Raw genomic sequence first — 15,122 nt, 5'->3', positions numbered from 1 at the left:
GTGGCAGCCATGACCGGCCGAGCAGACCGCAAGCACCGCATCGTGACCGGTTTCCAGCGCCGGCTGAATCCGCTGATCCGGCGGCTCCCGTCGCAGACCGTGCTGGAGACGACCGGGCGGGTGTCCGGGGTGCCGCGCCGGACGCCGGTGGGCGGGCGGCGGGTCGGCGGGGCGTTCTGGCTGGTGTCGGAGTTCGGGCGCAGGTCGCAGTACGTGCGCAACATCGAGGCGGACCCCAGGGTGCGGGTGCGGATCGCGGGCCGGTGGCACCACGGCACCGCCCGTCTGCTGCCGGACGACGACCCCCGCGCCCGGCTGCGGCGCCTGCCCCGGCTCAACAGCACGGCGGTACGGGCCCTCGGCACGGACCTGCTGACGATCCGGGTGGACCTGGCGGACTGACGGCGGGCCCGCCGGGCGGACCTGGTGGGCCGGGGGGTGTCTCACCCCGGCCAGACGATCGACTGCACCTCGCTGTACGCGTGCAGGGCGTACACCCCCACGTCACGGCCCACCCCGCTCCGTTTGAAGCCGCCGAAGGGGGCCTCCATGTTCCGGGCGACGGTGTTGATGCCGACGCCTCCGGCGCGCAGGCGGCGGGCGACGCGGAAGGCGCGGGCGATGTCGGCGGACCAGACGTAGTCGATGAGCCCGTAGTCGCAGTCGTCGGCCAGGGCGACGCCCTCGTCCTCGTCGTCGAAGGGGAGCACGCAGACCACCGGGCCGAAGATCTCCTCCCGGGCCACCCGCATGTCGCTCGTGCAGTCCGCGAGGAGGGTGGGCCGCACGTAGAACCCCCTTTCCGTGGCGGGGCGTTCACCACCGGTCACCATCACCGCGCCCTCTTTCCGGCCCAGTTCGACGTACGACTCCACGCGTGCCCGGTGCTCGGCCGAGATGAGCGGGCCGACGACCGTGGCCGGGTCGCGGGGGTCGCCGATCGGCAAGCGGCCCGCGTAGGCGGCCAGTTGCTCGACCAGCCGGTCGTACACCGGGCGCTGGGCCAGGACCCGGGTGGGTGCCGTACAGATCTGGCCGCTGTAGAAGGAGAAGGTGGTGCCGATGCCCGCGACGGCGGCCGGGAGGTCGGCGTCGGCGAACACCAGCGCGGCGCCCTTGCCGCCCAGCTCCATCAGCTGCCGCTTCATGTCCCGGCCGCACACCTCCGCGATGCGCCGGCCGACGGCGGTGGAGCCGGTGAAGCTGACCATGTCGACGTCGGGCGAGGCCACCGCCGCCTCGCCGACCGCGGCGGCCCGGCCCGAGACGACGTTCACCACACCGCGCGGCACCCCGGCCTCCGCCAGCGCCTCGGCCATCCGGTAGACGGACAGCGGGTCCTGCGGGGCGGGTTTCACCACGACGGTGTTGCCCATGGCGAGCGCGGGCGCGATCTTGCCCGCCGGGTTGGCCCAGGGGTTGTTGTAGGAGGTGACGCAGGTGACGACGCCCACGGGCTGCCGTACCGCCAGCGCGCTCACGACGGCCGCCCCGCCCATCGGCCCGGCCTCGTTGAGCTGCGGCGGCACGGGCCATTCGGCGGGCTCCACCCGGGCGTAGCGGCGGAAGCGGGCGGCGGCCACCTGGACCTGGAGGGCGCGGGCGGTGGCCGTGGTGGCCCCCGTCTCGGCGCGGGCGAGGTCGGCGTAGGGCACCAGGCGCGCCCGGATGATCTCCGCCGCCCGGCCGAGCAGCGCGGCCCGTTCCTCGGGGCGGGTCCGCGACCAGGGGCCGAACGCGTCGCGGGCCGCCGCGCAGGCCGCCCGGACCTGCTCGGGCGAGGCTTCGGGGGCGAGGCCGACGGTCTCCTCGGTGGCGGGGTCGGTGACCGGGTAGTGGCCGAGGTCCGGCTCGGCCCACTCCCCCGCGACGAAGAGCCGCTGGCCTGGTCCGGTGAAGGGCCGCCGGCCCGTGCGGGGCCGCTCGCTCACCGGGTGCCCACCGTCCGGGTGTCCCGCCCCGAGCGCAGCACCTTGCCCGGTACGGCCCCGCTCACCACGTCGTCCCGGATCGTCTCCACCCCGCCGACCCATACGGCCCGCACCCCGATCGCCCGCGCGTCCAGGCGGGGGCTGTCCCCCGGCAGGTCGTGCACCAGGCGGGCCTGCCCGGCGTCGATCCGCTCGGGGTCGAGGAGGACCAGGTCGGCGTGCCAGCCCCGCTGGATCCGCCCGCGCTCGCGCAGCCCGAACAGCCGCGCCGGGTCGTCGGTCAGCATCTTCACCGCCTGCTCAAGCCCGACCAGTTTCCGTCCGCGCAGGCAGTCCCCGAGGAAGCGGGTGGTGTACGGCGCCCCGCACATCCGGTCCAGATGGGCGCCCGCGTCGGAGCCGCCGAGCAGGACGTCCTCGTGCCGCCAGGTCTCGGCGCGCAGGGCCCAGGAGGCGGGGTCGTTGTCGGTGGGCATCGGCCACAGGACCGTACGCAGCCGGTCGTCGGCGCAGATCTCCACCAGGCAGTGGAAGGGGTCCTGCCCGCGTTCCGCCGCGATGTCGCGGACGGCCCGGCCGCCGAGCCCCCGGTTGGCCTCGCTGTAGGTGTCGCCGATGACGTAGCGCCCGAAGTCGGCCAGCCGCCGGAAGACGCCCGCCTCCTTGGAGCGGGCCCGGCGCAGCAGTTCGGCCCGGACGCCGGGGTCCCGCAGCCGCTCGATGCGTTCGGGGACCGGGAGCCCGAGGATCCCGCCCCAGCCGGGGATGAGGTTGAGGGCGCAGAAGGTGCCGAGGGACATGTTCATCGGGGTGAGGATCGGCATGGTGAGGGCGACGATCCGGCCGCCCGCCTTCCGGGCCCGTTCGCTCGCGCCGAGCTGCCGGGGCACGCGTTCGGGCACGGCGGCGTCGACGGTGAGGACGTTCCAGTTCAGGGGGCGTCCGGCGGCGGCGCTCATCTCGGTCAGCAGGTCGATCTCGGCGTCGCTGAACTGGTCGAGGCAGCCGGCGACGATCGCCTCGATCTGGGTGCCCTCGTGCTCGCCGACGGCCCGGGACAGCGCGATCAGCTCGGCGGGTCCGGCGTGCCGGGAGGCGACGGGGCGGCCGTCCCCGTCGGAGTGCGTACGGGACTGGGTGGTCGACAGTCCCCAGGCACCGGCGTCCATGGCGTCGCGCAACAGCCTTACCATCGCCGCCAGTTGCGCTTCGTCCGGCCGGCCGCCGACGGCATCCGGGCCCATGACGTACCGGCGCAGCGCGCAATGCCCCACCATGAAGCCGACGTTGACCGCCGTGCGCCCCTCCAGGGCGTCGAGGTAGTCCCCGAAGGTGTGCCAGTTCCAGGGCGCCCCCTGCTCCAGGGCGGCCAGGGACATGCCCTCCACCTTGGACATCATCCGCCGGGTGTAGTCGGCGTCCTCGGGGCGGCCGGGGTGCAGCGGCGCGAGCGTGAACCCGCAGTTCCCGGCGGCCACGGTCGTCACCCCGTGCTGGAGGGAGGGCGTGGCGTACGGGTCCCAGAACAGCTGGGCGTCGTAGTGCGTGTGCGGATCGACGAACCCCGGGGTGAGTACGAGCCCCCGGGCGTCCTCGCTGGTGCGGGCCTCGGCGTCGATCCGGCCGAGGGCGGCGATCCGGCCGTCACGGAGGCCGACGTCGGCGACGTAGGCGGGGTTGCCGGTGCCGTCGACGACGGTGGCGTCCTTGATGAGGTGATCGAGCATGTTCCCGGGCCCCCCTCAGACCGCCTGCCGGAACCGCGACGTCCGGTGCACCGGATCCGTGTCGATCTCCGGGATCACGTGCTCCCCGATCAGCCTGATCGTCCGGAGCGTCTCCTCCTTCGGCACCCCCACCGGCAGCCCGAAGCTGAGCTGGTCCGCGCCCGCCTGCTCCCAGCGCGCGCACTGCCGACGCACCTCCGAGGGATCGCCGCAGATCAGCAGCTCCTCCTCGATCAGCAGCTCCACGAACTCCGGGGTGTACGGGGGCAGCGTCTCGGGCCACACCGGGAAGCCCTCGGGCCGGGGGAACGTGTCGTGGTAGCGGAAGACCAGCGAGGGCAGATAGTGCAGCCCCCCGTTCACCGCGATCTCGATCGCCTCCGCGTGGGTGGGCGCGCAGATCGCCGTCGTCGTCACCATCACGTTGTCGTTGACGAACTCCCCCACCGGCTCGGCGTCCACGACCGCCGTCTTGTACTGCTCCAGCACCCACTCCATGTCGGCGACCTTCTGGATGCTGAAGCCGAGCACGCCGAGCCCCTTCTTCGCGGCCATGGCGTACGACGCCGGGGACCCGGCCGCGTACCACATCGCCGGGTGGGACTTCCCGTACGGCTTCGGCAGGACCTTGCGCGGCGGGAGCTGCCAGTGCTTGCCCTGGAAGCCCTCGTACTCGTCCTGGAGCCACATCTTCGGGAATTCGGCGATCGTCTCCTCCCAGATCTCCTTGGTGTGGTTCATGTCGGTGATGCCCGGCAGGAACCCGAGGATCTCGTGGCTTCCGGCGCCCCGCCCGCTGCCGAACTCGAAGCGGCCCCCGGTGAGATGGTCGAGCATGGCGACCTTCTCGGCGACCTTCACCGGGTGGTTGACCGGCGCGAGCGGGTTGAAGATCCCGGAGCCGAGGTGGATGCGGTCGGTGGCGTGCGCCAGGTAGCCGAGGAACACGTCGTTGGCGGACAGATGGGAGTACTCCTCCAGGAAGTGGTGCTCGGAGGCCCACGCGTACTTGAAGCCGGACCGGTCCGCCTGGATGACGTACTCGGTCTCCTCCATCAGTGCCTTGTGCTCGGCGAGCGGGTCGGTCTCGGCGCGCTTGCCGACGTATCCCTGTACAAAGAGCCCGAATTCCACGGCGGTTCACCGTCCCAGAGGTTGAGTGACGTTACCTGACGCTCCGTCAGATCGAGGCCGACTGTCGCACCGGCCACCGCGACCGTCAATAGCCGACGCCCGCCAGCCAGCAGCCGTCGATCACGAAGGGCTGTCCGGTGATGTACGAGGAGTCGTCCGAGGTGAGGAAGAGCGCGAGGCGGGCCACCTCCTCGGGCCTGCCCACCCGGCCGAGCGGCACGAGCTTGCGGTACAGCTCGTCCAGCGCCCGGTCCGGCTCCTCCGGGTCGGCGTCCGTATCCAGGCGGGCCGGGTTGGACATGGGGGTGTCGATGGCGCCCGGACAGATGGCGTTGACCCGTATCCGCCGGGCGGCCAGCTCCAGCGCGGCCACTCGGGTCAGCCCCAGGACGGCGTGCTTGGTCGCCGCGTACGCGCCCACGGCCGGCATGCCGGTGAGCGCCGTGCAGGACGCGGTGTTGACGATCGTGCCGCCCTCCGCAAGCTCCGGTGCCACCGTCTTGACGCCCAGGAAGCAGCCGACCTGGTTGACCCGCACCACCTGCGTGAACTCCTCCAGCGGGGTGTCCACGAGGGCGTTGAAGCGCAGGACGCCCGCGTTGTTGACCAGCCCGTCGATCCGCCCGTACGCCTCCTTGGCCGCCGCGACGGCCGCCCGCCAGCCCTCCTCGGAGCCGACGTCCAGGTGGACGTAGCGCGCCCCGATCTCCTCGGCCAGCGCCTCCCCCCGGTCGTCCAACACATCCGTGACGACCACCCGCGCGCCCTCCGCCCGGAAGAGCCGCGCCTCCTGCTCGCCCTGTCCGCGCGCCGCGCCGGTGACGACGACGACCCGCCCGTCCAGTTTGCCCATGACGCTCCTCGTCAGCCGGTGAGCAGCGGCGCGACGGTGGCCCCGAACGCGTCCATCTGGTCGATGAGTTCGGCGCGGCTGCGGCTGCGGAACCGCACCTGGATCTGGTCGACGCCCATCGCCGGGTACGCCCGCAGCGACCCGGCGATCTCCTCGGGTGCCCCGGTGAGGGTGCGCGGGCCGACCTCCCAGCCCGGCTCGCCCACGTACAGCGCCTCGGTGATCGCGCCGACGGTGAAGTCCCCGTCCAGGGCGGCCGCTTCGCGCAGCCTGCGGATCCGGGCGAGCTGTCCGGGCAGCCGTCCGCGCGGATCCCCCTGCGGCAGCCAGCCGTCCGCCTTCAGCGCGGCCCGGCGTACGGCGGCGGGGGACGAGCCGCCGACCCAGAGGGGGACGTGCCGCCGGGCCGGGCGGGGAAGCTGGCCGAGGTCGGCGAAGTCGTACCGTTTCCCGTGGTGTTCGGGGTACTCCTCGGGTCCGAGCGCGGCCCGCAGCGCGTCGATCGTCTCGTCCAGGACCGCGCCCCGCCGCTCGAACTCGGCGCCCAGGGCCTCGAATTCCTCGCGTACGTGTCCGGCGCCCACCCCGAGGATCAGCCGGCCGCCGCTGAGGTGGTCGAGGGTGGCGTACTGCTTGGCGGTGAGCAGGGGGTGGCGCAGGCCCACCACGGCGACATGGCTGAGCAGCCGGACGCGCGCGGTGACGGCGGCGAGGTGGGCGAGGGTGGCGACGGGGTCGTACCAGACCGTGCCCATGGCCGGGGCGAGGCGGCGCGGGATCGCCACATGGTCGCAGCAGGCCAGATAGGCGAATCCGGCGCGGTCGGCGGCCCGGGCGACCGCCACCAGGTCGGCGGTCCCGGCCCCGGCCTCCCACTCCTGCGCGTACCGGGTGCTCTGCGACTGCACGGGCAGCTGGATGCCGTAGGCGAGACTCACGCGGGCCCCTGCCACAGGCCGTCCGGGGTCAGCTCCAGCAGCTCGATCGCGTTGCCCCGCACGATCCGTGCCACCACCTCCGCCGGGAGGTGCCCCATCTGGGCCTCGCCGACCTCGCGGGACTTCGGCCAGGTGGAGTCGGAGTGCGGGTAGTCGGTCTCGTACAGGACGTTGCCGAGGCCGATGGAGTCGAGGTTGCGCAGGCCGAAGGCGTCGTCGAAGAAGCAGCCGTACACATGCTCGGCGAACAGCTCGGACGGCGGCCGGGTGACCTTGCCGGCGACCCCGCCCCAGCCGCGGTTCTCCTCCCACACCACGTCGGCGCGCTCCAGGATGTACGGGATCCAGCCGATCTGGCCCTCGGCGTACATCACCCTGAGGTTCGAAAAGCGTTCGAACTTGCCGCTCAGCAGCCAGTCCACCATGGAGAAGCAGCAGTTGGCGAAGGTGATGACGGAGCCGACGGCGGGCGGGGCGTCGGCGGAGGTGGACGGCATCCGGCTGCTGGAGCCGATGTGCATGGCCACGACCGTGCCGGTCTCGTCGCAGGCGGCGAGGAAGGGGTCCCAGGCGTCGGTGTGCACGGAGGGCAGGCCGAGGTGCGGGGGGATCTCGGAGAAGGCGACGGCCCGCACCCCGCGCGCCGCGTTCCGCCGCACCTCGGCGGCGGCCAGCTCCGCGTCCCACAGGGGGATGAGGGTGAGCGGTATCAGCCGGCCGTGCGCCTGCGGCCCGCACCACTCCTCCACCATCCAGTCGTTGTAGGCGCGCACGCAGAGCAGGGCCAGCTCGCGGTCGCGGGCCTCCGTGAAGGTCTGGCCGCAGAAGCGGGGGAAGGTGGGGAAACACAGCGCCGACTGCACATGGTTGAGGTCCATGTCGGCGAGGCGCGCGGGGACGTCGTACGAACCCGGGCGCATCTGCTCGTACGTGATGACCTCCAGCCTGACCTCGTCGCGGTCGACGCCGACGGCGGTGTCGAGGCGGGTCAGGGGGCGGCGCAGGTCCTCGTAGACCCACCAGTCGCCGAGCGGGCCCGCGTCGCCGGGCTCGCCCATGACCGGCCGGAAGCGCCCGCCGAGGAAGCTCATCTCCTTGAGCGGGGCGCGCACGATACGGGGGGCGGTGTCCCGGTGGCGCGCCGGCAGCCGGTCCAGCCAGACGCCCGCGGGCTCCACGGTGTGGTCGTCCACGGAGATGATCAGCGGAAACGTGCTCGCGTGGGTGTCCATGGCGCCCACCGTAGCGCTGATCTGACGGACCGTCAGCTGTCGGGAGGCCCCCTTCGGGTGCGAAGAGCGTGTGAGGGGTTTGTGGACTGCCGCCCGGCGGTCTGTGATCGGCGTCTCGCACGGCTGACGCAACCACCCGGAACAAGGCAAACTGACGGGGTTGTCTGTGATGCCTAGGGGGCGAACGCATGGACGGTCGGCCGCGAGTGCCTGAGCAGCGGCGTCCCGGCTCCGCGAGAAACGCGGAACCGGAGGCGCTGCGGTTCGGCGTGCTCGGTCCGGTGCGGGCCTGGCGCGGCGAGGAAGTCCTGAACACGGGCTCCCCCCAGCAGCGGGCCCTGCTGGCCGCCCTGCTGCTGCGCGAGGGCCGTACGGCCACGGCGGCGGAGCTGATCGACGCGCTGTGGGGGCCCGAGCCGCCGTCGCAGGCGCTGGCGGCCGTGCGCACGTACGCGTCCCGGCTGCGCAAGGTCCTGGGCTTCGGTGTGCTGGTGAGCGAGTCCGGCGGGTACGCGGTGCGCGGGCTCGGGGAGGGCGCGCTGGACCTCGTACGGGCGCAGGACCTCGGCGCGGAGGCGGAGAAGGCGCGCGGCACCGGGGATCTGACCCGGGCCCGCGCGCTGCTCAACGAGGCGCTGGACCTCTGGGACGGCGAGCCCCTGGCCGGTGTGCCCGGCCCCTACGCGGAGACGCAGCGGGTGCGCCTGGAGGAGTGGCGGCTCGGCCTGCTGGAGTCCCGCCTGGACATGGACCTGGAGCAGGGCTGCCACGCGGAGGCGGTGTCCGAGCTGACGGCGCTCACCGCCGCGCATCCCCTGCGGGAGCGGCTGCGCGAGCTGCTGATGCTGGCGCTGTACCGCAGCGGACGGCAGGCGGAGGCGCTGGCCGTGTACGCGGACACCCGCCGGCTGCTCGCCGAGGAGCTGGGCGTCGACCCGCGTCCCGGGCTGCGCGAGCTCCAGCAGCGCATCCTGCGGGCCGACCCGGCCCTCGCGGAGCCCTCCGCGCCGGTCGCGGAGCCGCCCGCGGCGCCGGTGCGCCCGGCCCAGCTGCCCGCGTCCGTACCGGACTTCACCGGCCGCTCGGCCTTCGTGGACGAGCTGAGCGCGGTGCTGGCGTCGGCCGGGGAGGCGGAGGGCAGCGTGATGGCGGTCTCCGCGATGGCGGGCATCGGGGGCGTCGGCAAGACGACGCTCGCGGTGCATGTGGCGCACCGGGCCCGGCCCTCCTTCCCGGACGGCCAGCTCTACGTCGACCTCCAGGGCGCGGGACCCCGCCCCGCCGAACCGGAGACGGTCCTCGGCTCCTTCCTGCGCGCCCTCGGCACGGCGGACTCGGCGATCCCGGACTCCCTGGAGGAGCGGGCGGCGCTGTACCGCTCCGTCCTCGACGGCCGCCGGGTCCTCGTGCTGCTCGACAACGCGAAGGACGCGGCGCAGGTACGGCCGCTGCTGCCCGGCACGGAGGGGTGTGCGGCGCTGGTCACCTCCCGGATGCGGATGGTGGGGCTGGCCGGGGCGCATCTGGTGGACCTCGATGTCATGTCCCCCGACGAGGCGCTGGCGCTGTTCAACCGGATCGTCGGCGCGGAGCGGGTGGGCCCGGAGCGGGACGCCGCGCTCGATGTGGTCGCCGCGTGCGGTTTCCTGCCCCTCGCCATCCGCATCGCCGCGTCCCGTCTCGCGGCGCGGCGCACCTGGACGGTCTCGGTGCTCGCCGCGAAGCTCGCGGACGAGCGGCGCCGCCTCGACGAGCTGCAGGCGGGCGATCTCGCGGTGAAGGCGACCTTCGAGCTCGGCTACGGCCAGCTCGACCGCGCCCAGGCCCGCGCCTTCCGCCTGCTCGGCCTCGCCGACGGCCCCGACATCTCCCTGGCCGCCGCGGCCGCGGTCCTCGACCTCCCCCCGGAGTCCACGGAAGACCTCCTCGAATCCCTCGTCGACACCTCCCTCCTGGAATCCGCCGCCCCCGGCCGCTACCGCTTCCACGACCTGGTCCGCCTCTACGCCCGCGCCTGCGCGGAACGCGACGAACAGCCGCCGAGCGAGCGGGGGGCGGCGATGTCGAGGCTGCTGGACTTCTATCTGGCGACGGCCGCGGGGGTGTACGCGATCGAGCGGCCGGGGGACCGGTTGGTGGATCATCTGGAGCCGACGCGGCATCCGGGGCTGTCCTTCGGCGATTCCAAGAGCGCCATCGACTGGCTGCACGCCGAGGGGGACTGCCTGCTGGCCTGTGTCCGGCAGAGCGCGGGCCAGGGCATGCTCAGACGGTCCGTCGACCTGCTGTGGGTGGCCAAGGACCTGGCCGAGTCGGGTGCCAACGCCTACCAGTACGAGACGACCGCCGTGGCCGTGCGGGACATGGCGCGTGACGCGGGCGACCAGCGGGCGGAGGGCCGTGCCCGCACCGCGCTGACCAACGCGCTGCTGGTGTCCGACCGGTTCAACCAGGCCGACGAGGAGGCGCGGCTGGCCATCCAGCTGGCCCAGGCGGCGAACGATCTCGCACCGTGCTGCTGGGTGCCCAACGACCGCGGGATCATCGCCCTCTACCAGGGCCGCAACGACGACGGCGCCCGGCATCTGCGGGAGGCGATCGCCAACTACCGGGCCGACGGCAACCTCCCCGGCGAGGCGAGCGCCCTGTGCAACCTCTCCCGGATCCACGTCAAGCTCGGTCGGCTGGACAGCGCGGTCGAGCTGGCGCGGCAGGGCCTGGCCGTCTACGACCAGCTCGGGATGACGCTGCGCGTGGCCAACGCGCGGCTCGCCCTGGGCATCGCGCTGAACGCGGCGGACCGGGGCGGTGAGGCGCTGGATCAACTGCACGAGGCGTTGCGGCTGTTCCAGGAGAACCGGCAGCGCCTGTGGGAGGGAACGGCCAACTTCCGTATCGCGGAGGCGCACTTCGCGCGTGGCCAGTACGCGCTGGCGGCGCGCCATGCCGAGCAAGCTCTTGCGCTGCGCGTCATCGGAGGTGATTGGATGCGGGCCAACGTCCTGACGGCGCTGGGGCAGACGCTCGACCGCCTCGGCCAGACGGACCGGGCGCGGGCGTGCTGGCGGGAGGCGCTGGCCGAGCACGAGCGGTCGGGCGCGGCCGAGGCCGAACAGGTGCGGGCGTTCCTCCGGCCCACCGCGGCGGCCTGACGGCGGCCCGGGTTCGGCGTTCATTGTTTGTTTATCGCCGCACGCCATCCTCATGAGTGCCGGTTCGTCGCGGCGGGGGGCCAGACGAACCGGCGCTTGGTCTCACCGTTAGGGTGACGGCCTCGAAATCCGTCCGGCGGCACCCGGGGGAGCCGCCGGACGGATCAATCGCCCTTTCAGGACGCCGACAGGAAGTTGCCGACGATGAGCGAGACCGCGAAGAAGAAGATCAGCACCATGGAGAACCACGCCGGCAGCCCGGACTCCGGCGCCACCGTCAAGCCGCTGGAGAACCACGCCGGCGCCGCGACGGGCAACGGCACCATCAAGCCGCTGGAGAACCACGCGGGCCTCGTGGCCGAGGACATCGTGAAGCCGCTGGAGAACCACGCCGGTTCCGAAAAGGCGTAGGCCCTTCCCCCGACGGGGGCGGTCCGGGGGGACCGCAGCGGGGGGGACGGTCCGGGGGGACCACAAAGGGGGAGCGGTCCGGGGGGACCGCGAACCGGGGGGACGGTCCTGGGGGGGGGACCGCAACGGGGGAATGGTCCGGGGGGACCAAAAAAAGGGGGGAACGGTCCAGGAGATCGCAACGGGGGGGGTACGGCCCGACGGGGGCCGTACCGGGGGGCGGTCCAAGGGGACCACAACGGGGGATCGGCCGCGGCGGCGCGGAGGGGGAGCCGTCGCGGCCGAGGTGTGTCCGGGGGCGGGGCCTTTCGGGGACGAGGCCCTTCGGGGACGAGGCCCTTCGGGGACGAGGCCCTTCGGGGACGAGGCCCTTCGGGGACGAGGCCCTTCGGGGGGCGGGGGTCAGGCCACCGTGTACTGCGTGTCCCCGAAGTCCGCGACCACACGCAACTGCCCACCGAGCGCCCGCACGTAGGAACGCAGGGTCGCTACCTCGGTGCGATCGATGTCACCGTGCTCGATGGCGGAGATCCGGGGGGTCGACACACCCATCGAGTCGGCGATCTCCCGCTGGGTGAGCTCCTGCTCCCGACGAATCTCGGCAAGCCGGTGAGCCCGCACCTCGGCGAGGAGGCGTTCCTTGGCTTCCTCTTTCTCCTCAGGCGTCAGCACCGGAATCCCAGCGGCCCGCTGCTGCTCGTGCACCCGACGCTTGACATCCTCCCAGCGGACGGTGCTCATTCGTACTCCCTCGTGTCCAGCTCGGCGATGTGCTCCCGATAACGCTTCTCGGCGATCGGGATGTTGGTGTCGTACCAGTTGCTCCAGCTACCGGCCTTGTCACCGGAAGCGTTAACGCGCGGGGGTGCGATCGCAGACTCGTCACCCGAACGAGTCGCCCCTCCCCCGCCCCCGCAGTGCCCCCTTCAGCACCTTGCCGTTCGCGTTTCTCGGGAGTTCCTGGAGGAATTCCACCTCCCTCGGCACCTTGTAGTTCGCCATCGCGTGGCGGGACCAGGTGATCAGGGCGTTCGCGGTGAGGTGGGAGGTGGGGCGGCGGACGATGTAGGCCTTGGGGACTTCGCCGAGGCGGGGGTGGGGGATGCCCACCACCGCGGCGTCGGCGACCTCGGGGTGGGTGGAGAGCAGGCGCTCTATCTCGGCGGGGTAGGCGTTGAAGCCGCCGACGGTGAACATGTCCTTCAGCCGGTCCGTCACCCGCAGATTGCCCGCCCCGTCCAGCACCCCGACGTCGCCCGTACGCAGCCACCCCTCCGGCGTGATCGCCTCCGCCGTGGCCGGCCCGTCCGCGTCGTACCCCCGCATGACGTTGAAGCCCCGGACCCAGATCTCGCCCGGCGATCCGGCGGGGACCGTCGTACCGGCCGGTGACACCACCCGCACCTCCACCCCCGGGATCGCCCGTCCCGACGTCGCCGCGATCACCGACGGATCGTCGCCGCGCCGGCACATCGTGACCACCCCGGACGCCTCCGAGAGGCCGTACGCGGTGAGGACCGTACCGACGCCCAGCTCCGTGCGCAGGCGTTCCACCAGCCGCAGCGGGATCACCGCCGCGCCGGTCACCACCAGGCGCAGGGCGGACAGGTCGTGCGCGGCGCGGGCGGGGTGGTCCAGGAGGGTCTGGTGCAGGGTGGGCGGTCCGGGGAGGACGGAGACGCGTTCCGCCGTCATATGGGCCAGCGTCGTGTCCACGTCGAACACCGGCTGCGGGATCATCGTCGCCCCGCGCATCAGGCACGCGAGCACCCCGGCCTTGTAACCGAACGTGTGGAAGAAGGGGTTGATGATCAGGTAGCGGTCCGCCGACCGCAACCCCGCGAGGTCCGCCCACGTCTCGTACGCCCGCAGCGTCTGGCCGTGCGTGATCACCGCACCCTTGGGACGGCCCGTCGTACCCGAGGTGAAGACGATGTCCGACACCGCCTCCCCGGTCAACGAGGCCGCACGGGCGCGGACTTCGGCCGCCCCGACGGCCGCCCCCGCCGCCAGGAACTCCCGCCACGTCCCGAACTCCGGCGGCGCCTCCCCCGACAGCACCACCACCTCCCGCAGCGACGGCACCCCCGGCAACGGCCCCGGCCCGGCGCCGGAACCCGCCGCGCGGCGCAGCGCCGCCACGTACGACGTGCCCAGGAACGGCCCCGTCACGAACAGCAGCCGCGCCCCGCTGCCGCGCAGCACGTCCACCGCCTCGCCGCCCTTGAAGCGGGTGTTCAGCGGCACCAGGACCGCGCCCGCCGACACCGCGCCCAGCGCCGCGACGATCCAGTCCAGGGAGTTGGGGGCCCACACGGCCACCCGGTCGCCCGTCGCCACCCCGCTCGCCAGGCACGCGGCAGCGGCGCGTTCGATCCGGGCGCCCAACTCGGCGTAGCTGATGCGGGTACGGCCCTCCACCACCGCCTCGTGGTCCGCGAACCGCGCGGCCGACCACCGCACCAGGGCCGGGATGGTGTGCCACTCACCCATGATCGGCCTCCCCGACCGCGTGCTCCCCGTAGCTGACTAACCGTCAGATTAGCTGTAACCTGACGGGCTGTCAGCCACGGGAAGGGGGCCGCAGCCATGGCAGGGACGGGGCTCAAGGACGCCACGGCCATCGTCGGGATCGGGCAGACCGCGTTCGCCAAGCACCTCCCGGAGGACGAGAAGACCCTTGCCTGCCGGGCCGTGCTCGCCGCGCTGGACGACGCCGGGATCGCGCCCGGCGAGGTCGACGCCGTGGCCTCCTACACGATGGAGGAGACGGACGAGGTGGAGCTGGCGAAGGCAGTGGGGTTCGGGGATCTCACCTACTTCGGCAAGGTCGGTTTCGGCGGCGGGGGTTCGTGCGCCACCGTCGCGCACCTCGCCACCGCCATCGCCGCCGGGCAGGCCACCGTGGGCGTCGCCTGGCGGTCCCGCAAGCGCGGCAGCGGACCCCGGCCGTGGACCGGCGCCACCGGCCAACTCCCCACCCCGGCCCAGTGGACCCGGCCGTTCGGGGTGCTGCGGCCCGTGGACGAGACGGCCATGCTGGCCCGGCGGTACATGCACGAGTACGGCGCCACCCGCGACCATCTCTTCAACGTCGCCCTCGCCTGTCGCAACCGGGCCAACCAGAACCCGGCCGCCGTGATGTACGACCGCCCGCTCACCCGCGAGATGTACATGACCTCCCGCTGGATCAGCGAACCCCTCTGCCTCTTCGACAACTGCCTGGAGACCGACGGGGCGTCGGCGTGTGTCGTCGTCGGGCGGGAACGGGCCCGGGACTGCCGTCGCAGGCCCGTGTACGTCCACGCCGCCGCGCAGGGCCTGCCCGCCCAGCACCACGGCATGGTCAACTACTGGAACGACGACCCCCTCACCGGCCCCTCCTGGACCACCGCCCGGCAGCTGTGGAAGCACGCCGACCTCACCCCCGACGACGTGGACGTGGCCCAGATCTACGACGGGTTCAGCATCCTCGTCCCGCTCTCCCTGGAGGGCTACGGCTTCTGCGGACGAGGGGAGGGCGGCGCCTTCACCGAGCAGGGCGCCCTGGAGACCGGCGGGCGGCTGCCCCTCAACACCGGGGGCGGCGGGCTCTCCGAGGGCTATGTGCATGGCTTCAACCTCATCACCGAAGGGGTGCGGCAGCTGCGCGGCACCAGCACCGCGCAGGTCCCCGGCGCCGCCACCTGCCTGGTCACCGCGGGCGAGAGCGTCCCCACCTCCGCGCTGCTGCTGAGGAGTTGA

At 73.1% G+C, this 15,122-nt stretch carries 12 protein-coding genes; 4 read left to right on the top strand and 8 right to left on the bottom strand.

Translation table 11 applies throughout. The features are described from left to right. The first annotated feature begins 9 nt into the window (after positions 1 to 9). Positions 10 to 402 carry a nitroreductase/quinone reductase family protein gene (locus tag QHG49_RS20090; protein WP_159702324.1) on the top strand — a complete coding sequence of 131 codons (393 nt, stop codon included), beginning with the start codon at positions 10 to 12 and terminating at the stop codon, positions 400 to 402. 41 nt (positions 403 to 443) lie between these two features. Here the strand turns inward: QHG49_RS20090 and QHG49_RS20085 are convergent, their stop codons facing one another. The 6 genes from QHG49_RS20085 to QHG49_RS20060 form a co-directional block, all read right to left on the bottom strand. Continuing rightward, positions 444 to 2,033 (bottom strand): aldehyde dehydrogenase family protein, encoded by a 1,590-nt coding sequence (locus QHG49_RS20085; RefSeq protein WP_159702327.1) that lies wholly within the window; start codon positions 2,031 to 2,033, stop codon positions 444 to 446. Then, positions 1,928 to 3,658 (bottom strand): amidohydrolase family protein, encoded by a 1,731-nt coding sequence (locus QHG49_RS20080; protein ID WP_301490570.1) that lies wholly within the window; start codon positions 3,656 to 3,658, stop codon positions 1,928 to 1,930. Before QHG49_RS20080 ends, QHG49_RS20085 begins: the two co-directional genes overlap by 106 nt. A gap of 15 nt (positions 3,659 to 3,673) precedes the next feature. Further along, positions 3,674 to 4,792 carry an LLM class flavin-dependent oxidoreductase gene (locus QHG49_RS20075; RefSeq protein WP_159702333.1) on the bottom strand — a complete coding sequence of 373 codons (1,119 nt, stop codon included), beginning with the start codon at positions 4,790 to 4,792 and terminating at the stop codon, positions 3,674 to 3,676. Positions 4,793 to 4,877: 85 nt separating this feature from the next. Then, the gene (locus tag QHG49_RS20070) at positions 4,878 to 5,645 is read right to left on the bottom strand and encodes an SDR family NAD(P)-dependent oxidoreductase (protein ID WP_301490569.1); all 768 of its coding nucleotides are present in this window, start codon (positions 5,643 to 5,645) and stop codon (positions 4,878 to 4,880) included. A gap of 11 nt (positions 5,646 to 5,656) precedes the next feature. Beyond that, complete coding sequence (locus tag QHG49_RS20065) at positions 5,657 to 6,598, bottom strand: TIGR03619 family F420-dependent LLM class oxidoreductase (RefSeq protein WP_370530487.1); 942 nt, start codon at positions 6,596 to 6,598, stop codon at positions 5,657 to 5,659. Beyond that, entirely contained in the window at positions 6,580 to 7,815 is a 1,236-nt protein-coding gene (locus QHG49_RS20060; RefSeq protein ID WP_159702342.1) for an amidohydrolase family protein, read from the bottom strand. Before QHG49_RS20060 ends, QHG49_RS20065 begins: the two co-directional genes overlap by 19 nt. Before the next feature lie 188 nt (positions 7,816 to 8,003). Between QHG49_RS20060 and QHG49_RS20055 the strand changes: the two genes are divergently transcribed. After that, positions 8,004 to 10,967, top strand: a complete 2,964-nt coding sequence (locus QHG49_RS20055) for a BTAD domain-containing putative transcriptional regulator (RefSeq protein WP_301490567.1) — start codon at positions 8,004 to 8,006, stop codon at positions 10,965 to 10,967. 204 nt (positions 10,968 to 11,171) lie between these two features. Beyond that, positions 11,172 to 11,378 (top strand): hypothetical protein, encoded by a 207-nt coding sequence (locus QHG49_RS20050; RefSeq protein ID WP_145485956.1) that lies wholly within the window; start codon positions 11,172 to 11,174, stop codon positions 11,376 to 11,378. A 402-nt stretch (positions 11,379 to 11,780) separates the two neighbouring features. Here the strand turns inward: QHG49_RS20050 and QHG49_RS20045 are convergent, their stop codons facing one another. Then, entirely contained in the window at positions 11,781 to 12,119 is a 339-nt protein-coding gene (locus QHG49_RS20045) for an XRE family transcriptional regulator (protein ID WP_145485955.1), read from the bottom strand. A 141-nt stretch (positions 12,120 to 12,260) separates the two neighbouring features. Then, a complete protein-coding gene (locus tag QHG49_RS20040) occupies positions 12,261 to 13,871 on the bottom strand; it encodes a FadD3 family acyl-CoA ligase (protein ID WP_301490566.1) in 1,611 nt (536 codons plus the stop codon). A gap of 96 nt (positions 13,872 to 13,967) precedes the next feature. On the opposite strand from QHG49_RS20040, the gene QHG49_RS20035 reads away from it, so the two are divergent. Then, on the top strand, positions 13,968 to 15,122 hold the full coding sequence (locus QHG49_RS20035; RefSeq protein WP_301490565.1) for a lipid-transfer protein: 1,155 nt from the start codon (positions 13,968 to 13,970) through the stop codon (positions 15,120 to 15,122).

The sequence above is a fragment of the Streptomyces sp. WP-1 genome (assembly GCF_030450125.1).
Lineage (GTDB): Bacteria > Actinomycetota > Actinomycetes > Streptomycetales > Streptomycetaceae > Streptomyces > Streptomyces incarnatus.
Note: the sequence above shows the minus strand (reverse complement) of the source record. Positions and strands in the feature narration are given on the sequence as shown.